14 protein-coding genes are annotated in these 21,573 nt (G+C 55.8%); all 14 read left to right on the forward strand.

What is annotated here, in order from left to right; genetic code table 11:
- Window positions 1-6: 6 nt before the first annotated feature.
- The 14 genes from rpmJ to FKG94_RS25825 all read left to right on the forward strand — a co-directional run bounded on the left by rpmJ (window position 7) and on the right by FKG94_RS25825 (window position 21,559).
- Window positions 7-123 carry a 50S ribosomal protein L36 gene (gene rpmJ / locus FKG94_RS25760; RefSeq protein ID WP_142929828.1) on the forward strand — a complete coding sequence of 39 codons (117 nt, stop codon included), beginning with the start codon at window positions 7-9 and terminating at the stop codon, window positions 121-123.
- 457 nt (window positions 124-580) lie between these two features.
- Window positions 581-937 (forward strand): 30S ribosomal protein S13, encoded by a 357-nt coding sequence (rpsM, locus tag FKG94_RS25765; protein WP_142929829.1) that lies wholly within the window; start codon window positions 581-583, stop codon window positions 935-937.
- Between the two features lie 51 nt (window positions 938-988).
- Window positions 989-1,381, forward strand: coding sequence for a 30S ribosomal protein S11 (gene rpsK, locus FKG94_RS25770; protein WP_142929830.1), 393 nt, complete (start codon window positions 989-991; stop codon window positions 1,379-1,381).
- Window positions 1,382-1,396: 15 nt separating this feature from the next.
- Complete coding sequence (rpsD, locus tag FKG94_RS25775; protein WP_142929831.1) at window positions 1,397-2,017, forward strand: 30S ribosomal protein S4; 621 nt, start codon at window positions 1,397-1,399, stop codon at window positions 2,015-2,017.
- A 69-nt stretch (window positions 2,018-2,086) separates the two neighbouring features.
- Complete coding sequence (locus FKG94_RS25780) at window positions 2,087-3,088, forward strand: DNA-directed RNA polymerase subunit alpha (RefSeq protein WP_142929832.1); 1,002 nt, start codon at window positions 2,087-2,089, stop codon at window positions 3,086-3,088.
- 124 nt (window positions 3,089-3,212) lie between these two features.
- Window positions 3,213-3,602: a 50S ribosomal protein L17 gene (gene rplQ, locus FKG94_RS25785; protein WP_142929833.1), complete on the forward strand. Its 390-nt coding sequence runs from the start codon at window positions 3,213-3,215 to the stop codon at window positions 3,600-3,602.
- A 240-nt stretch (window positions 3,603-3,842) separates the two neighbouring features.
- Window positions 3,843-4,817, forward strand: a complete 975-nt coding sequence (locus tag FKG94_RS25790) for a glycerophosphodiester phosphodiesterase family protein (RefSeq protein WP_142929834.1) — start codon at window positions 3,843-3,845, stop codon at window positions 4,815-4,817.
- Between the two features lie 23 nt (window positions 4,818-4,840).
- A complete protein-coding gene (locus FKG94_RS25795) occupies window positions 4,841-5,323 on the forward strand; it encodes a hypothetical protein (RefSeq protein WP_142929835.1) in 483 nt (160 codons plus the stop codon).
- 1,043 nt (window positions 5,324-6,366) lie between these two features.
- Window positions 6,367-9,291, forward strand: coding sequence for a TonB-dependent receptor (locus FKG94_RS25800; RefSeq protein WP_246125404.1), 2,925 nt, complete (start codon window positions 6,367-6,369; stop codon window positions 9,289-9,291).
- Window positions 9,292-9,424: 133 nt separating this feature from the next.
- Window positions 9,425-10,921, forward strand: coding sequence for a tryptophan halogenase family protein (locus tag FKG94_RS25805; RefSeq protein ID WP_142929836.1), 1,497 nt, complete (start codon window positions 9,425-9,427; stop codon window positions 10,919-10,921).
- A gap of 320 nt (window positions 10,922-11,241) precedes the next feature.
- A complete protein-coding gene (locus FKG94_RS25810) occupies window positions 11,242-13,278 on the forward strand; it encodes a glycoside hydrolase family 97 protein (RefSeq protein ID WP_142929837.1) in 2,037 nt (678 codons plus the stop codon).
- Between the two features lie 541 nt (window positions 13,279-13,819).
- Window positions 13,820-16,252: a glycoside hydrolase family 31 protein gene (locus FKG94_RS25815; RefSeq protein WP_246125405.1), complete on the forward strand. Its 2,433-nt coding sequence runs from the start codon at window positions 13,820-13,822 to the stop codon at window positions 16,250-16,252.
- 444 nt (window positions 16,253-16,696) lie between these two features.
- A complete protein-coding gene (locus FKG94_RS25820; RefSeq protein ID WP_142929838.1) occupies window positions 16,697-19,573 on the forward strand; it encodes a TonB-dependent receptor in 2,877 nt (958 codons plus the stop codon).
- A gap of 366 nt (window positions 19,574-19,939) precedes the next feature.
- The gene (locus FKG94_RS25825) at window positions 19,940-21,559 is read left to right on the forward strand and encodes a CRTAC1 family protein (protein ID WP_142929839.1); all 1,620 of its coding nucleotides are present in this window, start codon (window positions 19,940-19,942) and stop codon (window positions 21,557-21,559) included.
- Window positions 21,560-21,573 lie beyond the last annotated feature (14 nt).

Below are 21,573 nucleotides of genomic sequence, written 5' to 3' on the forward strand. Positions count from 1 at the left end.
TAGATCATGAAAGTGCGCGCTTCAGTGAAGAAAATTTGCCGTAACTGCAAGGTGGTGCGTCGCAAGGGGGTTCTGCGGGTGATCTGCAGTGCCGAGCCGCGTCACAAGCAGCGTCAAGGCTAAGCCCGGAGATTGGTCTATTTAGCGCGATCTAACGGCCCAAAATTGCGGCCAGCGCACAAAAGCCTCTTGACCAGGCGATCAGCCTGGCGCGGCGAGTCTTTTGTGCACTGGCCACAATTTTGGACTCGTTATCTTCGCGCTAAATAGACCAATCTCCGGGCTCTCCGGCCTTTACAAGGAGGCTGGTCCGAAGAGAGTATTAGGGTCGAGTGTTCAACATTTGACCTGCCGGAACCTGAAAAGGGCCGGCGAACAGGGGGCGTTGACTGTCGTCCGGGGGGAAACCTCCGGGCTATTGATTTCTTGTGGCTTTATTGCTACCCTTGCGCGCTTTTGCGTCGGAGGGTGGTGTTTTGCCGCCGTCAACGCTGCAACCTAGCGCTGTAACGACCGATTCCTAACAGGAAACCCACAAGAGGGGTCGGTGTTGCAGCCGGAAATACGTGGAGTAAGTTGAATGGCCCGTATCGCTGGTGTCAATATACCAGACAACAAACACGCCGTTATCTCCCTGACCTATGTTTATGGGATTGGCCGTACCACTGCGAAGCAGATTTGTGCCGCTGTCGGCATAGCGGAGAGCACCAAGATCGGTGAACTTTCCGAGGCGCAGATGGATGCGGTTCGCGCACAAATCACCAAGGTAACTGTTGAAGGTGATTTGCGCCGTGAAGTTTCCATGAATATCAAACGCTTAATGGATTTGGGTTGCAACCGGGGCATCCGTCACCGTCGCAACCTGCCGGTGCGCGGTCAGCGCACCAAAACCAATGCCCGTACCCGCAAGGGTCCGCGCAAGCCCATTAAGAAGTAACCCGGCCTGTATACCAGGTCCCGGTTTAACCCAGGTTAGGAAGAGATTGCTATGGCCAAGCCAAGTAATAAACCCAGTCGCAAGAAGATAAAGAAGACCGTTGTGGATGGCGTTGCCCATGTCCATGCGTCTTTTAACAACACGATCGTCACCATTACAGACCGCCAGGGCAATACCCTGAGTTGGGCCACTGCAGGTGGTTCCGGTTTCCGTGGCTCGCGTAAAAGCACGCCCTTCGCCGCCCAGGTGGCGGCCGAACGCGCCGGCGAGGCGGCCAAGGATTACGGTCTGAAGAACCTGGACGTTGAAGTGAAAGGCCCCGGACCCGGCCGCGAATCCGCCGTGCGGGCGCTGAATAATGCTGGTTATAAAATCACCAATATTACAGACGTCACACCGATTCCCCACAACGGCTGTCGTCCGCCGAAAAAACGTCGCGTATAAGGGAGGCTTTGAACAATGGCACGTTATATTGGACCAACTTGTAAGCTTTCCCGCCGCGAGGGGACGGACCTGTTCCTGAAGAGCGGTGCGCGTCCGCTGGACTCGAAGTGTAAGGCGGAAACCGCGCCCGGTCAGCACGGCCAGCGTCGCGGCCGTCTGTCAGACTACGGTGTGCAACTGCGCGAAAAGCAAAAGGTGCGTCGCACCTACGGTGTACTGGAAAAACAGTTCCGCAGCTACTATAAACAAGCTGCGCGTCGTAAAGGCGCCACCGGTGAAAATCTGCTGCAATTGCTGGAAACCCGCCTCGATAACGTGGTGTACCGCATGGGCTTTGGCGCGACTCGCTCTGAATCCCGTCAATTGGTATCCCACAAGGCGATTCTGGTCAACGGGCAGGCAGTGAATGTGCCCTCGTACCAGGTGCAGCCGGAGGATGTAATTGCCGTTCGCGAGAAGGCCAAAAACCAGCTGCGTATCCAAAATGCGCTGGCGTTGGCGTCCCAACGTGGTGAGGTAGAGTGGGTGGAAGTTAACGCGGACAAAAAAGAAGGTACTTTTAAGCGGGTACCGGATCGCAGTGACTTACCTGCTGACATCAACGAAAACCTCATCGTAGAACTTTACTCGAAGTAATTGAGTGGCTTGAAGTAACTGGCTGGAACTTACGAACAGTAAAGGGATTAACCGCTAACAGGTGTGGCTATGCAGAGTGCTGTAAACGAATTTTTAACCCCGCGTCATATTGACGTTACTGAGATCGGCCTGTCCCATGCGAAAGTGGTGCTGGAGCCGCTGGAGCGAGGCTTTGGCCATACCCTTGGCAATGCGTTGCGCCGTATTTTGCTGTCCTCAATGCCGGGTTGTGCAATTGTGGAAGCCGAGATCGACGGCGTGCTGCACGAGTACAGTGCCATTGAGGGTGTGCAGGAAGATGTGATCGAAATCCTGCTGAATCTGAAAGGTGTGGCGGTGGTTATGCACGGCAAAGACCAGGTCGTGTTAAACCTCAGCAAACGCGGACCGGGCGTGGTGACTGCGGGCGATATTCAGGTTGACCACGATGTGGAAATCAAGAATCCCCAGCATGTTATCGCCAATATCACCGGTGATGTGGATTTGAACATGAAGCTGAGCGTAGCGCGCGGCCGCGGCTATCAGCCGGCGGATGCCCGCCGTAACGATGAGGAAGAAACCCGCGCCATCGGTCGGCTGCAGTTAGATGCCTCGTTCAGTCCGGTCAAGCGTCTCGCGTACAACGTAGAGAGTGCCCGTGTTGAACAGCGCACTGACCTCGACAAACTGGTGTTGGATCTGGAAACCAACGGCACCATCGACCCGGAGGAGGCGATTCGTCGCGCCGCCACTATTCTGCAACAGCAATTGGCGGTATTTGTCGACCTCGAAGGTGAGAAAGAGTCAGAGCCGGAGCAGAAAGAAGAAGAGATCGATCCGGTGCTGCTGCGTCCGGTTGATGATTTGGAGCTGACGGTGCGCTCGGCCAACTGTTTGAAGGCCGAAAATATCTACTATATCGGTGATTTGATTCAACGCACCGAGGTGGAGTTGCTGAAGACGCCGAATCTGGGTAAGAAGTCATTGACCGAGATTAAAGACATCCTCGCCTCACGGGGTCTGTCGTTGGGTATGCGTCTCGAAAACTGGCCGCCGGCGAGTTTGCGAAGCGACGATAAAGTTAGTGCTTAATAAATAGCTGTCAGTTCACAGCCTGCAGCGCCCGGCAGACCGCCGTTAAAAAAAAGGTCTGCCAGAGACTGGCGACTGGAAACTGATAGTCGATTTTCATCAGTATTTTGAAGGATTTAGAGTCATGCGTCATCGTCATAGTGGCCGTCAACTGAATCGAAACAGCTCCCATCGCAAAGCCATGTTTCGCAACATGACCGCGTCTTTGGTGGAGCACGAATTGATCAAGACAACGCTGCCCAAAGCCAAGGAGCTGCGCCGCTATGCGGAGCCGCTGATTACTCTGGCCAAGAGCGACAGTGTCGCCAACCGGCGCCTGGCTTTTGCCCGCCTGCGCAGCAAAGAAGCGGTGGGAAAGCTCTTTAGCGAGATCGGGCCGCGTTACGAAAGTCGTCCCGGCGGTTATCTGCGTATTATGAAGTGCGGCTTTCGCAGTGGCGACAAAGCGCCAATGGCCTATGTGGAGCTGGTTGATCGGCCGCAGGTCGAGGTAGAGGAAGTCGACGAGGATTAATCGTTTGCTTCACTTCCGCCGAAGTATCGAAAGTGTAAAAAACGCCGGGGTTTACCCGGCGTTTTTTATGGGAGGTTGCAAATGACCCCGCTTCTGGTATGCAGAAGAAATATCAGCACCTGTTTTGTCACTGCCGGCCGCAGTGAGGCCTGCGATCTATGGCCGCCGTGGTAGCTTGGCCGTTGCGGCAATGTGTCTGGCCACCAACAAAATCGACGGAGTCATAAGCCATTGTCCGGTATGAAAAAAGCCCTTGTCGGTATCCTGTTAGCTGTGGTTGTGGCGGTATATTTTTTAAATGCCTCTTGGCTCGCGCCGCAACAAACCGGAGGGCCGACACTTTACTCCCACCGCGGGGTTTACCAGACCTACAGCAAGAAAGATCTGGGTAAGCTGGACTGCACTGCAACGCGCATTTTTCCGCCGACGCACGGCTATCTGGAAAACACCATTGCGTCTGTTGAGCAGAGCTTGGCGCTCGGTGCCGATGTGATCGAAGTCGATATCAAGCCTACGGTCGACGGTGAAATTGTTGTTTTCCATGATCACACCCTGGACTGTCGCACCGACGGTACGGGAGTTACCCATAAGCAAACGCTTGCTTACCTCAAAAGCCTGGATATTGGTTTTGGCTATACCCACGACGGTGGCAAAACCTTTCCCTTTCGGGGGCAGGGTGTCGGTATGATGCCGACTTTGGCAGAGTTGTATACAGCCTTTCCGGATGCGCAGTTCCTGTTGAATATAAAGAACAGCAATCCCAAGTTCCCAGCTTACCTGGTTCGCTATCTGGGGGAGAAAAGTATACTTCCGGATGCTAAGATTATGGCCTACGGTCGCAAACAAGCGCAGTTGCAAGAAATAAAAGATCTACTGCCTGAGTCAATCGTATTCAGTAAAGAATCGGTGAAGGATTGCATCTATCGCTATATGGCTTTGGGCTGGTCCGGCTATATACCGCAAAGTTGCGATAACACCCTATTGCTTATTCCGACAAACTATACTGCCTTTATCTGGGGCTGGCCGAATCGCTTTATCGACAGAATGACCGCCGTCAATACGACGGTTGTACTGATGAACAAGGATAGCGATGCAGGCACGTTTACGGGTTTTCACACACCGGACCAACTGGCGGTTTTGCCGGCCGGTTACGGTGGTGGAATATGGGTGGAAGGTATTGAGAACATCGGCCCTGCGATCAAAAAAAAGCGATAAAGCAGTCAAGGTGGAGTATAACCATGGATGTATATTCTGAAATCATAGTGGCTGTAGTGGCGGCGATAGCGGGCGTTGGCGGTACTCTTTTGACAGCTAGATACAGGGAGAATATCTCGACGAAAAAAGAGCAGCTACAGTATTTTTACGCGCCCATGGAAATACTGGTGCGTATGAACGCGAAGAGCTATGAGAGATACGGCAAACAAAATGTCTCTGAGCATGACAGGCACTATATCGAAAAATATATCTGGTATCCCAATCATATAAAAACAAAAGAGTTGATTATGAGCCAGAGCCACCACCTGACTGAAATGCCGGAGGAGATATTGGATTTACTCGAGCATATCAATGTCTGGTTGTCGGAATACGAACTGATTCATGTCAAGGGCGAGAAAAAAGGCGCGGTTTTCGCCGGCCCTAAAGGTTTTCCATATCCGACCGGGTCAGATGCGTTTATTTATAATACTGCTGCCAGGCTCAGGAAAGAGTTGAATAGGGGTTAGTTGTCGATCTTAGATTTGGGGCTGACCGGGTCAGAAATAGGTTTCGAGAAACTTTAAAGGGAGGTTTACATCGGAAGCGGGCAGTAGCCGTTATTGTGCCACAGCGCCGGCCCGGCAGCGACCCGGTAGCCATCTGCGCCCGGCCGTAAGCTTGTCAAGGTTGCCGGCGGCTGCGGAACTCGACCATTTTTTTGCTTCGCAAAAAAATCGGGACTCAGACAGTTCTCGCCTAAAAACGCCGGCAACCTTGACAAGCTTAAACACGGCCTGATCGGGCGCAGATGGCTACCGGGTCGCTGCCGGGCCTAACCCCGCACTTCGACAAAAATCTAATTGCATGTTACTTGTCGCTAGCTTATGAGATTATAGAATTAAAGAAAAAATTTTCATAGCAGCGAAATTTTTTCTGACTACCTGTCAGAGATTTCTCGATACATGAAAAGTGCACTGTAGGTAAGGCCCGACGGGGATGCGCGCTCCCGATCAGTCAGGGCGCGTTTAAGCTTGCCTGTCGCCCCGGCGTTTTTAGGCGAGGACTGTTTGAATCCCAATTTTTGCGCAGCAAAAATGGTTGAGTTCCGCAGCCGCCGGGGCGACAGGCAAGCTTGCGACCGATCGGGAGCGCGCATCCCCGTCGGGCCGTGGTGTGGCAGGCAAGAAGTTTAGAACGCCAAGCTATCTACAGCGTCAGCTCCCGGCATATGTTTGCGGTCAATCTCCATTGAAATATCGCCATCATGATATTTATCAGATGCCAATGCACACGAAGTTAGTCACTACTTTCACTCCATGCCTTCCACTGTGGCACAAAGATATCGCCATCTCACAAGCATCAAGCCAAAAACTGTCAGGTCAAATAGCATCACCCCTCCCGCCAGGCCAGTTTCCGCCAGAAAAGCATATCTATTATGCATACGTATGTATAGCCGCTGCGACTATGCATACGTATGTAGTCTATTGTCACTGTTCAATCCCTGGCCGTATTATCGATCCTGAATTAAAACAACTAATTCAATACATAAAAATAGCGGAGAGATTGAGACATGAAGATGAATGCAAACAGGCTGTTTCGTCGCACCAGGCTTGCGACCAGCGTCTCCCTGGTGGTGGCGGCTCTGGGTGTGAATGCCCAGGAATCGGCCTCAGAGGCCGATGACGCCATGTCGGCCGACCTGATCGAGGAAGTCACGGTTTACGGCCTGCGCAGCAGTATCCTCGACTCCGTGCAGGCCAAGCGCAGGGCGGATACTATCGCCGATCTGGTCGATGCCGGTGCTCTGGCATCGTTGCCCGACCAGTCCATCGCCGATGCCCTGGGACGTATACCCGGTGTTACCACCGTGCGCGATTCCGGGCAGTCCTCCCAGTTGAATATCCGCGGCATGAACGGTGACTTTATCCAGACCACCCTCAATGGTCGCGAGCAGGCTTCCACCAGCGGCTATACCGAGAGCACCCGCTGGATGGCCTTTGACCAGTACCCGGCCGAGCTGATCACCCAGGCGGCGGTCTATAAATCGCCCAAGGCTTCCCATCTCGAAGGCGGTGTTGCCGCTACTGTCGAGTTGAAAACGGCCAACCCGCTGGAAGCCGAGAAAGACCATAACTTTGCCGCCAATGCCCGCTACTCCTACAACGATGCGGCCGATGATGTGGGCGCAGACGACACCGGTGAGCGCCTGAGCTTCTCCTACCAGGGTAAATTCCTGGACGGTATGCTGGGTGTCGGTGTGGGCTACTCCCGCCTGGTGCAGCCCAACAACTTCGAGGGCGCGCGGGCCGGTGCCGACTCGAAAAACGGCTACACCAATGCCGACATCAACGGTGACGGTGTTGCGGAAGACCGCGCTCAGTCGTTCCAGTTTCAGGCCGGTACCGGCAACGATACGCGCGACGGCTATCTGGCCACCGTGGTTTTCCAGCCCAACGATACCATCAAGGCCCAGTTCGACTACTTCAAATCGGAATTTGAGTCGGAAGACTTCCGCCACGGCATTACTGTCAGCGGCATGCAGGACGCTGTGGACCCGGCGTTCTATGAGATCCTCAATCCGACGATCAGCGGCGGCGCGGTAACCGGCGCGACCATTGCCATCAACGACCCCAAGAGTCGCAACGATTCATTCCCCTGGTTTGAAACACGCTCTGAAGACCAGTCTACTCAAGCCGACTCAGACAGCTACGGCCTCAATGTGCAATGGCAGCTCAGCGACCGGGCTTCACTGACGTTCGATATTGCCCGCAGTGAAGGCACTAAAACCCGCAAGGATCGCCTCGCCTCCATGCATGCCTATGAATTTGGCGGCACCGCTACGGCGCTGGATGAGGACGGCAACCCTGACGAGCGCGAAATCTATCAGGAGCTGAGCGGTCAGACTTTTACCTACCGCATGAACGGCGACGAGATTCCCACGGCCACTTTTAACACCGATTTCACCGACCTGAACCGGATGCGGTTATCTCGTTACGAGGAATACCCCCATACTTACACCGACGAAATAGACAGCTACCAGGTTGATTTTGCGCTGGATGTAGAGTGGAACTTTGTCTCCTCTATCGAGATGGGGGTACGTTATTCAGAGCGTACTTTTGACTCGCGCCGCGGCACCTTCCTTTACGGTGCCCGCGACGGTCAGTTTAACGTCGTCGGCGCCGACGGCCGCTGGGATCAGTACTGTGCCGACAATCTGTCTCAAATCGACTGTGTGCCGCAAGCACTAAACGGCTTTGTCAGCGTCGGGTCCGTGCAGGGTGCACCGGACCATCTGGTTGCCGACCTGGATGCTCTGGCCAATGCTGTTTTCGGCCCCGGCAACTTTGAGGGGCAGCAGGTATTCAGCCGTGACTGGACATTTGTTGAGTCCGGTGCCCTCGATGAGGACGTGTTTGCCTACTACCTGATGGCTAATATCGACACCGAAATCGCCGGTATCCCGGTGACGGGCAACTTCGGCGTGCGGGTGGTGGAAACCGACGTCAAGGCAAGCGGCGTACAGAACGTTGGTTTTGACGAGGACGGCAATGGTCTCGGCGTGCCGATTACCGATGATGCCGGCGTTACCCGCACCAACTACGACTATGTAAGCTACGGCCCCGAGTACACCGATACCCTGCCGTCGATCAACCTCAACTTCGAACTTAGCGAGCAGGATCAAATCCGCTTTGCCGCCGCCAAGGTGCTGGGCCGCCCGCCGGTCGGTCAGCTTAAGGGCGGCGCCGGCTCCTGGGTGTCAGGCAACGACGGTGATATTTACAATGTGTGGTCCAAAGGTTCCCCTTTCCTCGATCCTTTCCGCGCCACCCAGGCTGAAGTGTCTTACGAGCACTACTTCGACGACGGCGGTGCGGCCACGGTGGCGGTGTTCTGGAAAGATATCGAGACACTGGTGGAAGACGCCAACTTCGGACCCGACGACGAATGGCCCGGTATTAACGTTCCAGACGGCTTTAGCCAGGGTGAGTACCAGACCAAGGTCAACAGTGAAGACGGCGGTTATATCCGCGGTATCGAACTGGCGACCACCAAAACGTTCAGCAACCTGCCCGGTATCTTCGCCGGTCTCGGTTTGACCGCCAGTTATTCTTATACCGAAAGTGAAACGGAAGTATCCGGCGGTGGCCTGTTCTCCGGCGAAACGCTGCCCTTGCCCGGCTTGTCGGAAAATGTCTGGAGCACCACGCTGTTTTGGGATATCGGCAACTTCAGTACCCATTTCAACGTGCGTTACCGCGATGAATATGTATTGAATATGGCGGTACCCGGCAGTTCGACCCCGATCTTCGCCAAGGAGTACACTACGATGGATGCCCAGGCGTCCTACTCCTTCGACAACGGCTTTGATATGGTCTTCCAGGTCAACAACCTGACCGACGAACCGAATATCTCCTCCTTCGGTAACGGCTCGGTGTTGGGCGAGTACCGGGAGTTTGGCCGCCAGTTCTATGTGGGGTTAAACTACAAGTACTAGCCGTCGGTTGAAGTTCGCCCCGGGCGCTGCTGCCCGGGGGGTTAGTGGTAAACGTTACCGGTATAAACCGCTCGCAACACTTCGCTTGCGGGCGGTTTTCTTTTAAGCCACAGGCAATCAGCGGAGACACACCATGCATCCCAAGCAGCGGATAGTCATTTTAGGCGGCGGCACCGCCGGTTGGATGGCGGCCAATCTTATGGCCACCAAGTGGGCGCACCTGGATTTCGACATCACCCTGATAGAGGCGCCCGATATCGGCATTATCGGCGTGGGGGAGGGTTCCACTCCACCACTCAAGGGATTTATGGACACGATCGGCGCGCAGGAATCCGAGTGGATGGCCGATTGTAACGCCACCTACAAAGTGGGTATCAGCTTCAAAAACTGGTCCACTAAACCCGGCTTTAGCCGCTATTTTCATCCCTTCCTTGCCCAGCCCGATGAATTTACCGCGCCGGCGTTTTTTCACAACAGCTTTCTGCGTCGTAAAGGCATCGATCTGGAAGGACACCCCGATCACTTTTTCCTGGCCTCCCACTTGGCCGAGCACAAACTGGCGCCGGTGGTGCCGGAGCACTTTCCGTTCGAAATCAATTACGGCTATCATTTTGATTCGGCGTTGCTGGGCAAATTCCTGGGCCGCAAGGCCGCCACCAAAGGTGTCAAATACCGGCAGGCCAAAGTGGTGGACGTAGCGCTGGATGAGCAGGGCAATATCGCCGGCCTGCACACCGAGCAGGGCGAGACTATCCGGGCCGATCTCTATGTCGACTGTACGGGTTTTCGCGCTCAACTTATCCAGCAGGCGCTGAAGGTGCCGTTCAGAAGTTACGCAGAGAACCTGTTCAACGATGCGGCGGTAGTGCTGCAAACCGAACAGCGTCCCGAGATCGCCTGCCAGACTGTTTCCACGGCGTTGAAATACGGCTGGGCCTGGGCGATCCCGTTGACCAGTCGTATCGGCAACGGCTATGTCTACAGCTCGTCGTTCTGCGATGCGGACCATGCGGAAACGGAATTGCGCGCACACTTGGGGCTGCTCGAAGCGGATGTACAGGCGCGCCATTTGAAAATGAAAGTGGGGCGGGTGGAACAACACTGGGCAAAAAACTGCCTGGCGGTCGGTTTATCCCAGGGCTTTGTCGAGCCGCTGGAAGCCACCGCATTGGATATGGTGCAGGAGACAGTGGCACGCTTTATCGAAGCCTTTGAAAAAGGCGGCTTTACCGATACCCATCGCGATGACTACAACCGGCGTATTAGCAGCCGTTTTGAGGCGGTGCGCGACTACATTGTCTGCCACTACCGGGTGAATTCCCGTACCGATACCGACTACTGGCTTGAAAACGCGCGCAACGAGAAGGTCTCCGCTTCGCTGCGTTCGATATTGCACGCCTGGGTTTCCGGTCAAAATATCACTGATGAACTGCAGCGACAAAAGCTCGATATTTACTTCCCCAATGTCTCGTGGAACTGCCTGCTGGCCGGCTACGGCATTTATCCCACGCAGGCGCAGTTGAAACCCGGCAACGCCCTGGCCAACAAATACAAAACCGCTGATATTCATGAGTTTATTCGCCGCTGCGCCCTGAATTTCAAACCTCACCGGGAGCAGCTTTCCGCATAACTTAGCTATGGACCGCAGGCGTGAAAAGATTGCAGTAAAACAAGGGTGCATGGGAACGATGTGCCAAGGGAAGAGTGAAACAGAGAAACAAGCAAATAATAAAAAAATGAAACAAAAAGACACGCGAACAGTGAAATAGTGAAACAAAGGAACAAGAAGACACGTGAACAATGAAATCATGAAACAAAGGAACAACTGGACAAGAAAGAACAAATGAATCAGGGTGAACCGCACCCATCGGTGCGGCGGCGTCAGCCACCGGACTTCTCACTCGATAGAATTTTAATGATAATGAGGGTTCATCCTTAGGAGTGATCCGTATGAAAACCATAAGTCTACTGTTGTGCCTGACGTTTTTTGCCGCCGGCACCACGCTGGCTGATGCACTAAAGGTCGCCTCGCCCAACGGGGAAATCGTCGTTTCGATCCTGATGCAAGATGGCGCGCCGGCCTACGCTGTAGAGTTTCGCGGCAAGCGGGTGCTGTCACCCTCTAAACTGGGCCTGCGTTTTAAAAAGGCTCCAACCTTTGGCGAGGGGTTTAGCGTCAGCGGCAGTAGCCGCGCCAGTCGTGATGAAACCTGGTCCCAGCCCTGGGGCGAGCGCAAATATGTGCGCGACCACCACAATGAATTGCGGGTGGACTTCAGTCGCGACGGCAAATCCAAACACACCTTTAGCGTCCGCTTTCGCGTGTTCGATGACGGCCTGGGTTTTCGCTATGAAGTGGCGAAACAGCGGGGTATGAAGCAGGTCGATATTGTCGATGAGATCACCGAATTTTCGTTTTCGGATGCGGAGCAAACCACCGCCTGGTGGATTCCCGCCCGCGGCTGGAACCGTTACGAATATATCTACAACACCACCGCGTTGAATGCGGTGGAGCGGGCCCACACGCCGTTTACCCTCAAGCTTCCCGGCGGCACCCATATCAGTATTCACGAAGCCGCCCTGGTCGATTATGCGGCAATGACTCTCGACCAGCGCCGCCCTGGTTGGTTGAAAGCGGACCTGGTACCCTGGTCCGATGGTGTGCGGGTCAAAACCCGCACACCGTTCAAATCCCCCTGGCGTACCCTGCAGATTTCCGCCGATGCGGTTGGGCTGCTCAATTCCGATCTGATTTTGAACTTGAATGAGCCCAACAAACTCGGTGACGTGTCCTGGGTCAAACCCGGCAAGTATGTGGGCATTTGGTGGGGCATGCACGTCGGTGCCAATACCTGGGAGTCGGGAGACAAGCACGGCGCCACCACTGCCGAAACAAAACGGTTTATGGACTTTGCCGCCGCCTATGGTTTTGACGGCGTATTGGTGGAAGGTTGGAATATCGGCTGGGACGGCAGTTGGTTTCACAACGGCGATGTCTTCAGCTTTACCGAATCCTATCCGGACTTCGACCTGCCCGCCGTGGCGGCCTACGGCAAAGCTAAAGGGGTACGGTTGATCGGTCACCACGAAACCTCCGGCAGCGTCACCAACTATCGCCGGCAGATGGACGCGGCCTACGATCTGTACGAAAAGCACGGTGTCACCCAGATCAAAACCGGCTATGTCGCCGACGGCGGCGGTATCAAGCGTATCGACAAGCAAGGCTATCCCCGCTACGAGTGGCACGACGGCCAGTTTATGGTGGGCGAATACCTGCATTCGGTTATCGAGGCGGCCAAACGCCGTATCAGCATCAACACCCACGAGCCGGTCAAGGATACCGGCCTGCGCCGCACCTATCCCAACTGGATTACCCGCGAGGGCGCGCGGGGTCAGGAATTCAATGCCTGGGGTTCGCCGCCCAATCCGCCTGAACATACCGCTATCCTGCCCTACACGCGTATGCTGTCGGGTCCGATGGATTTTACTCCCGGTATTTTCGATCTGGCCTGGGATGGACTGGATGCCGAGAATCGTGTCAAAACCACCTTGGCCAAACAATTAGCGCTCTACGTGGTGCTCTACAGCCCGATTCAAATGGCGGCGGATTTTCCGAAAAATTATAGCGCCCGGCCCGATGCCTTTCAGTTTATTCGGGACGTGCCCGCTGACTGGGAACAGAGCAAAGCCCTGGCCGGCGAGGTGGGAGACTATGTGGCCTTTGCCCGGCAGGAACGCGGCGGCCCCGACTGGTATCTGGGCGCGCTTACCGATGAGCAGGCGCGCCGCCTGACCCTGCGCCTCGATTTTCTGGCGCCCGGGCAGGCCTACACCGCGCAGATATACCGCGACGGTGATAAAGCCGATTGGCTCACCAACCCCTACGATATGGTGATCGAGGAAAAATCGGTGCAGCACGGTGACACCCTGGTGCTGCCGTTGGCCACCAGCGGTGGCGCGGCGGTGCGTTTTAAAGCGTTGCCGTAGCTGAAATTTGCAAAAATTGGTTGCCCGTAAAGAGTGTTTATTGGATTGCAGTTTTGTTAAAGATCGTGGCGAACCAACAGAGGAAGAAGCCTGCTGAGACACGCCGTAAACCCCTCCCTGGGGGCTCGAGCGCGGCATCCCTGCCGCGCACGGTCTCAGCAGGCTTCTTCCTCAGTTGGTTCTTCATCATTACCTTTCGTTTTTTTAATCACTTTTTAAAAAGCTAGACAAGCAGTACAACGGTAAATATGAAGCTCGAGGTTGGGTAGCGCTTTCCCGGACCGTGCGCGGCAGGGATGCCGCGCTCGAGCCCCCAGGGATGGAGCAGGAAACAGCGAAGCACTGCTTCGCCCCGCGGAACGCCAGAAATCTATGATTTCAGGCTGGAACCGCTTGCGGGGGCTAAGGGGGGGCACCTAGTCCGAGTCTGGGAAAGCGCTACCCAACCTCGAGCGCCCCGGTCTTATTAGTGGAACGGTGCTTTAAAAAACTATTTATGGGTAACTAGACGATCTTACAACCCGCGAATTAGGAGGACACCTTGCCCCTGTTCCATCGACAGTCTATTTTAGTCTACTGCAGTCTGCTGTTATTACTGGCGTTTGAAGTTTACGGCCAGGACAGCACCTACACCGGCCACCGCCTGCACGATCGCTCCCTGGTTATCAGCACCACTGATGGCCGGGTGACCCTGACGGCCTATGGCGCCGAGGCCATGGCGGTTTTTTACGAGCGGGATCATCTCAGGCAGTTGCCGTCCTATGCAATCGCGGATACGGCGGTAAAAACGGCCGGCGCCGTGCGCGACCGCGGCGCTGTGCTCGAGTACGCCACCCCCGAACTGCGGGCGGTGATTCGCAAGCGACCGTTTACTATCAGTTTCTACAAAGATCGCGAGCGGCTGCTAGCGGAAGAAACGGGCTTTTTTGCCAAGGATACCATCCGCGGTTTTCGCTTCAGTTTAGGCGCTAATGAAAAGCTGCTCGGCGGCGGCCAGCGGGTATTGGGTATGGATCGCCGGGGTCACCGGTTGCCTTTGTATAACCAGGGCGCCTACGGCTATACCACTGAAGCCAAGCAGATGTATTTCGGGCTGCCGGCGGTGATGTCGAGTAAAAAATACATTCTCCTGTTCGACAACGCCGCCCGCGGTTTTATGGACCTTGGAAAATCCGAAGCCGATGTTTTACAGTTTGAGGCGGTTGGCGGCAGAACCTCCTATATTGTTGTCGCCGGTGATACCTATCCCGAACTGATCGAAAACTACGTCTCGGTTACCGGCAAGCAGCCGCTGCCGCCGCGCTGGGCGTTCGGCAACTATGCCTCCAGGTTTGGCTATCGCAGTGAAGCGCAGGCGCGGGCCACGGTGCAAAAGTTTGCCGACGAAGACTTTCCGCTGGACGCCATTATTTTCGATCTCTATTGGTTTGGTCCCGATATCAAGGGACATATGGGAAACCTGGCCTGGGATAAGAAAGCCTTCCCCACGCCGCAAAAAATGATCGCGGATTTTAAGCGGCGCGGTGTCAATACCATCCTGATCACCGAGCCGTTTGTACTGACCACCTCAAAGCGTTGGGAGGAGGCGGTGGCGGCAAATGCGCTGGCGCTCAATCCCGGCGGCAAGCCGAAGCGGTTCGACTTCTACTTCGGCAATACCGGCCTGATTGACGTCTTCGATCCAAAGGCCGGCGACTGGTTCTGGAGTATCTATCGCGGTTTGATGGAACAGGGGGTTGAGGGCTGGTGGGGCGACCTGGGCGAGCCCGAAGTGCATCCGCCGGATACCTTGCACGCCGCCGGCACCGCCGAGGAAATACACAACGCTTACGGCCACCGCTGGGCCGAGCTGTTGTTTACCCGACACCGGCAGGCCTATCCCGACAAGCGTCCGTTTATTATGATGCGCTCGGGCTTTGCCGGTTCGCAGCGCTACGGCATGGTTCCCTGGACCGGCGATGTGAGCCGCTCCTGGGACGGACTCAAGCCCCAGGTGGAACTTGCGTTGCAGATGGGACTGCTGGGGCTCGGCTATATACACTCCGACCTGGGCGGCTTTGCCGGCGGGGAGACCTTCGATAAGGAGATGTATATTCGCTGGCTACAGTACGGTGTGTTTCAACCGATCTACCGCCCCCATGCCCAGGACAATATCGCACCCGAACCGGTCTTTCACGACCGGGAAACCCGCGACATTCTGCGCGAGTACGTCAAGCTGCGCTATCGGTTGCTACCCTACAACTACACGCTCGCCTACCACAACGCCACCACCGGGCTGCCGCTGATGCGGCCGCTGTTTTTCGAGGACGAGTCCGATCCCGAACTGATGGATTACAAAGACGCGTTTTTATGGGGCGACGCTTTCCTGGTGGCGCCGGTGGTGGACCCGAATCTCGACAGCGTTGCCGTGCGCCTGCCCGCCGGCGTCTGGTTTGATTACTGGACCGGCGCATCCTACCAGGGTGGTGGCGAGGTAGATGTACCGGTTAGTCTGCAAACCATTCCGGTGCTGGTGCGCGCCGGCGCTTTTGTGCCCATGATTGACGCTATCGCCACCACCCGGGACTACTCGAGCCAGCGCCTGGCGCTGCATTACTATGCCCACAGCTCGGTACCGGAAGCGCAGGCAATGATGTACGAAGATGATGGCAAAACCCATGGCGCTATTGAGAAAGGCCTGTTTGAAATTATCGACTTCGCGGCTCGCCAGCGACGCGACAGTATTGAATTCACGCTCGGCAGAACCAGCGGCGGCTACCCCGGTATGCCTGAAGTGCGCGCAATGATGTTGACGGTCCACAACTGGCATGCGCCGGTGCAGCGCGCCTTTCTCGGCGATAAAACGCTGCCCTTTGCCGCTTCCGCCGCGGCGCTTGAATCCACCCCAACCGCCGCCTACCACGATACTGAAGCCGGCCGGCTGTTGTTGAAGTTCGCCTGGGACGGCAAACCCCTCAAGCTGGGGGTGAACTAGTGCTTTGACCAATAAATGTCTTCACCTAAAACGGGTTTTGGTTTCCTTAGCTAACCCGGTCTCGATCAGGGGGGGCGCCTAGCCCACAGCCCTTCGGGACACGGACTAGGCGTCCCCCCGATACATACATCCCTGTAGGCTCTACGCCAGCATCCCTGCTGGCGAAGGTCCCGAAGGGCTGTGGGCTAGGCGCCCCCCCTGATCGAAACCTAAGTGCCACCGAAGTGAAAATATATTCTTGTTGAAGCGCCAACGGGTGAACGCCTTGGCGCTGTGCATACGTATTCATAGTGTTCACACGCGCCAATCGTCATGCATACGATTGTAGCCGTATTGATCTCCCCGGCCCCCAATGCGTAGGATCAGTCGTAAGACCAAGACCGATAAAAGTATCTAATCCCCGATAGCGAACACCTCAAGACTTACACAGATGGAGAGATCGTCATGAGCGCGAACCACCACCAGTGCCCCGTGGCCGCCCGCGGGTACCAGTCGCCGTTTACACCCCGCCTGCTTTCCCTCGCCGTTACGGCAGTGGCTTTAAGTGCCAGTGTGACGGCCCAGGAGCCCTCCATCGAGATGCTGGAGGAAATTATCGTCACCACCGAACGCCGGGAAATGCGTATTCAGGACGTCTCTGCCACAGTGGAGCAATTCAGCGCCAACGATCTCAGGAACCTCGGCGTCAACAATGACTTCAAGAACCTGCAAAATGCGGTTTCGGGTTTGAACATTGCGAAGCAGGAAGGCAAGGTGGAAGTTTACCTGCGCGGTATCGGTTCCTCCGATAGTGACTTTTCTTCCGATCCTTCTGTCGCCACTCACTATAACGGTGTTTATTTGCCGCGTCCGCGTAGCATTGGCCCGATGTTTTTCGATGTCAGTCGGGTGGAAGTGCACAAGGGGCCCCAGGGCACCGTGCGCGGGCGCAATGCCACCGGCGGCTCCATCAATATTATCTCCAACCGGCCCGAACTCGATGAATTTTCCGGCAAGCTGGCAGTGGGCACCGGCGACTTCGACAGCAATACCGCCGAGGTGGTGTTCAATGTGCCCGTGACCGATAACTTTGCCGTGCGCGGCGCGTTTTTCAGTGAACAGCACGACTCTTACCTGACCAATGAATACGGCTCGGGTATTGAGGCGCCGGGCTCCGTTGACGATCAGGCCTGGCGTATTTCGGCGTTGTGGGAAGCCACCGATGCCCTGACGGTGAATCTGATTATCGATGCCTCCGAAAGTGACGGCACCGGCCAGCCCGGCGCGTTTTCGGGGCGGGCGCTGGCGGCCGGCTTCGATATGGACGACCTGGATGATCCCTGGAACCAGTACTTTCTGGCCGAAGGTGAACAGGAAAGTGACCAAACCGGCGTATCCCTGACAGTCCAGTATCAGTTTGAAACCTTTGCCGTCGAGTACAGCGGATCGGTGCGGGACTACGAATTCGACAACCGCAACGGCGGCCGTATCTTCCAGATGGGGCATGTGTTTCCCGGTACCGACAGAGAGGCAAATTTTGTAGAGTTCTTTGCCAATCCGCCCTCCTACCCTGATAACCGCACCAATCTGTTCCCCGACCTGCTCAATGCCCGCGACGCGTTTCGCCAGAACGAAGAGTCCACCAGTCAGGTGCACGAACTGCGCTTTTTCGGGGGTGAGGATTCCTTCCTGCGCTGGTCCACCGGCGTGTTTTATATGCAGGAGGAGTTCGACAATGTCTCCTGGAATGTCAACGACGGTCTGGGTTTTGCCGTGCCCTGTGGCGGCAATGATGTCAGTTGGATCGATCCGCCGCTCCCCGATGACACTATCTGTGCGTTCCAGGATGGCCTCGGCGGTGAAAATCGCAATGATGGTTCTGAAGTGGAATCGATGGCGGTTTATTTCGACGGCACTTTGAATATCTCCGACGCCACCCGCGTCAACTTCGGCGTGCGCTGGACCGACGACACCAAGACGCAGGTGCGCACTAATTTAAAATATCTCCTGATTGCGCCCGGCGAGGCGATCGAGGCATTTACGGGCCGGCCCATTAATCGCGCCACCGATCCGGCCACCACCGGTTTGATTATGGGCGGCAACGGTTTCGCACTGGCGCCGCCCGGGGGGCGCAGCCAGCCGCTGCCGACCGATGTCTGTCCCAACGGCGACTGGTTTGCACCCGGCTGTGGCGGCGATCCCTACAACCTCGAATTTTTCCTCGGCGGTATCGACCGCTTCGGCAACGGCGACAATGTGGATGAGTTTCTGGCACAGTTCGGCGACCAGGTCGATGTGCATATCACCTCAGATTTCTACACCGATACCAACCGCAGTGTGCGGGAGTCCAATGAGTACAGCGCCAGCTTCGTCGACTGGCGTCTCGGCGTCGAGTACGACTTGTCCGACACCCAGCTTTTGTACGCGCAGGTCTCCACCGGTACCCGCTCCGGCGGTGTCAATGATCCGATCATTACGCCCGACGGCGAGCAGGTCAATCGCGAGTGGGGCGAAGAGGAGCTGACCGCTTATGAGGTCGGTTCGAAAAACGAGTTCGATCTCGGTACTACGGCGCTGCGATTGAATGCCGCCTTGTTTTACTATGACTTTAAAGATAAAACCTTGCAGAGCCTGATCAACGTCGGCCTCAATCGCGATTCCGACGGCGACGGTGAAGAGGACACCACCAGTAAGGTATTTGTTGACAACGTCGGCGATGCCGAAGTGCTGGGGCTTGAAGTCGAAAGTTTATGGGCGCTTCCCTATGGGGTCGATTTAAAAGGTAACCTGCTGCTGGCCGACGGCACTTACGAGGATGCCGTGACCGGCGACTCGCGCTTCAGCAACCCGGTGCTGGTGCCGCTCGACGGCAACCAGTTGCCTTACCTGTCGGAAGTCACGTTAAATCTGGCGGTCTCACAAACCATCGAGCTGAACTGGGGCAGTCTACAGTCGTTCGACTGGACGCTCAGTATGAACTACCGCAGTGAATATTTCCTGAGTCCCTATAACGGCAAAGGTTATGCCGATGCCGACGGTGATGGGATCGGCGAGCGTGTGCCCTTAGTGGAAATGGTACCTAATAACAGCTCGCCCACCGCCAGCGGTGGCAACGGCGATGCCAACGGTAACTTTTTCCTCGACGAGGTGGATGCGTTTGCCCAGTTTAACCTCGCTGCCGGGCTGGACTTCGGCACCGACGGCCAGTTCCGTCTCGACGGCTATGTCAATAACATTACTGAAGAGGCTTACTCCGGCAAAGCGTTTATCAACCGGGACGTCAATATTCGCTTTTTAAATAACCCGCGTACCTACGGCTTGCGTTTCTCTGCGGTCTTTTAAATCGCCGCGGCCGCGGGGAAGTTGATTGTGAAAATCAGGCCGGCCGCAAATGGCACTTACCTAAGCGAACATGTGCCAATTGACCGGCCTGCCTCTGGTCGGGGCTTTCAGAAACACGTCGTGAACCCGTCCCTGGGGACTTCCCGACAGCATCCCTGCTGTCGAGAGTTTCTGAAAGCCCCGACCAGAGGCAGACCTACCCCCGGTATTCCTAATCAAAATCAGCAGGAATGGGGAGAGTGTTTTTAAATTGGTGCAAATTCTCTTAAGTACCAGAAGTAGGCTGAGTGCTATTGTTGGCGGTGGTCGCGGGGAGAGTCGATTGTAAAGATTAGGGTAATCTTGGCTGTGAAGGGGAGATCGATTGTGAAGAATTTAGCTTACCTGTGCCTAGGCGCGACTTTGGTGTCCGCTTGTGGCGATGGTTCCGGCGGTGGCGATAACCCTGATATTTCAAGTCCCGGCGCCAGCGCCGGTATCGGTTTCAGGTTTAACGATGCCACCACCAGCGCGGGACTGGATGCCAGCCACGGCTTTGCCGGGCCCGGCGCCTCCATGCCGATGCTTTTCTCCAGCGGTATTGCCGTCAGCGACTACGATAATGACGGCGATCTCGATATCTATTTCGTCAGCGGCAGTGCCGGTGCCAACCGCTTGTTTCAAAACCAGGGCGATACCACCTTTGTCGATATAGGGGACGCTGCCGGTGTTGCCATTGCCGGTGAAAAAGGTTCCGGTCCGGCGTTTGCTGATATCGATGGCGACGGCTTTGTGGATTTATTTGTCGGTGCGATCGATGGCGATCCGGCACATTTGTTTCAAAACAATCGTGACGGCACCTTTACCGAAGTCACTGCCGCCTCCGGGCTCGGCTTTAGCGCCAGTAACCAGGTATCGGCGGCGTTTGGCGATATCGACAACGACGGCCTGCTCGATTTGTTTGTGACTCACTGGGGCAACGACGTGGGCGATGCGGACAGCTCGACGCATTTATGGCGCAATCTTTCCGCCACCCAGCCCTTTCAGTTTACGGACCTGAGCGACAGCAGCGGTTTGTCGGCCATCTACCGTGCTGAACTGGTTGACTATTCCTTTACGCCAAACTTTACCGATATGGACAGCGACGGCGACCAGGATATATTGCTGGCGTCGGACTTCGGCACCAGTAAAGTGTTGCGCAATGACGGCGGCACTACTTTTGTCGACATAACCACCGCGCAGATAAGCGACAAAAACGGTATGGGTGCGGCCGTGGGCGACTATGACAATGACGGCGATCTGGATTGGTTTGTCAGTGCCATCTCTTATATCGAGCCCCCTGCAGGCGCTTTCGGTGTTGCACGGAGTTCGGGTAACCGCCTGTACAACAACGACGGTGCAGGTAATTTTACCGATGTTACCGGCACTGCCGGCGTCTTGCGTGGCGACTGGGGGTGGGGCAGTTGCTTTGCCGATTTTAACAACGATGGTCATCTGGATATCTTTCACGTCAACGGCTGGGTGCAGACCAGTTGGCCGCAGTACGAGCGCACCCGCTCGAAGCTGTTTTTAGCGCGCGGTGACGGCACTTTCGCCAGTGTCGGCGGCGAGGCGGGGATCAGTGATATGGACCAGGGCCGCGGCCTGGTCTGCGCCGATATGGATGCCGATGGTGATATCGATATCCTGGTGGCCAACAACCGACAGCGGTTGCGTTTCTACGATAATCAACTCAACCTCGATAACCACTTTATCAATATCCGGCTTGACGGTACTGCGCCGAACACTGAGGGCGTCGGGGCCAGGATCAGCGTCGAGGCGGCCGGCAGAGTCCAGACCAGGGAAATGCGCCGCAGCAATAATTACACCTCGCAAAACCCGGCCCGGGTCCACTTTGGTTTGGGGGCGGCCACTCAGGTTGACACTGTTACCGTACAGTGGCCAGATGGCGGCAGTACCCGACTCGACAATATAGAGGCTGACCAGCATCTGGTTATTGCCCGGTAGTTTTGATTTTTGCC

It is taken from the genome of Exilibacterium tricleocarpae, assembly GCF_007004655.1.
Classification (GTDB): Bacteria; Pseudomonadota; Gammaproteobacteria; order Pseudomonadales; family Cellvibrionaceae; genus Exilibacterium; species Exilibacterium tricleocarpae.

What these genes read in the sequence shown, in the direction of transcription:
- rpmJ (WP_142929828.1), top strand. Translation starts at nt 7, where the DNA reads ATGAAAGTGCGCGCTTCAGTGAAGAAAATTTGCCGTAACTGCAAGGTG.
- rpsM (WP_142929829.1), top strand. Translation starts at nt 581, where the DNA reads ATGGCCCGTATCGCTGGTGTCAATATACCAGACAACAAACACGCCGTT.
- rpsK (WP_142929830.1), top strand. Translation starts at nt 989, where the DNA reads ATGGCCAAGCCAAGTAATAAACCCAGTCGCAAGAAGATAAAGAAGACC.
- rpsD (WP_142929831.1), top strand. Translation starts at nt 1,397, where the DNA reads ATGGCACGTTATATTGGACCAACTTGTAAGCTTTCCCGCCGCGAGGGG.
- FKG94_RS25780 (WP_142929832.1), top strand. Translation starts at nt 2,087, where the DNA reads ATGCAGAGTGCTGTAAACGAATTTTTAACCCCGCGTCATATTGACGTT.
- rplQ (WP_142929833.1), top strand. Translation starts at nt 3,213, where the DNA reads ATGCGTCATCGTCATAGTGGCCGTCAACTGAATCGAAACAGCTCCCAT.
- FKG94_RS25790 (WP_142929834.1), top strand. Translation starts at nt 3,843, where the DNA reads ATGAAAAAAGCCCTTGTCGGTATCCTGTTAGCTGTGGTTGTGGCGGTA.
- FKG94_RS25795 (WP_142929835.1), top strand. Translation starts at nt 4,841, where the DNA reads ATGGATGTATATTCTGAAATCATAGTGGCTGTAGTGGCGGCGATAGCG.
- FKG94_RS25800 (WP_246125404.1), top strand. Translation starts at nt 6,367, where the DNA reads ATGAAGATGAATGCAAACAGGCTGTTTCGTCGCACCAGGCTTGCGACC.
- FKG94_RS25805 (WP_142929836.1), top strand. Translation starts at nt 9,425, where the DNA reads ATGCATCCCAAGCAGCGGATAGTCATTTTAGGCGGCGGCACCGCCGGT.
- FKG94_RS25810 (WP_142929837.1), top strand. Translation starts at nt 11,242, where the DNA reads ATGAAAACCATAAGTCTACTGTTGTGCCTGACGTTTTTTGCCGCCGGC.
- FKG94_RS25820 (WP_142929838.1), top strand. Translation starts at nt 16,697, where the DNA reads ATGAGCGCGAACCACCACCAGTGCCCCGTGGCCGCCCGCGGGTACCAG.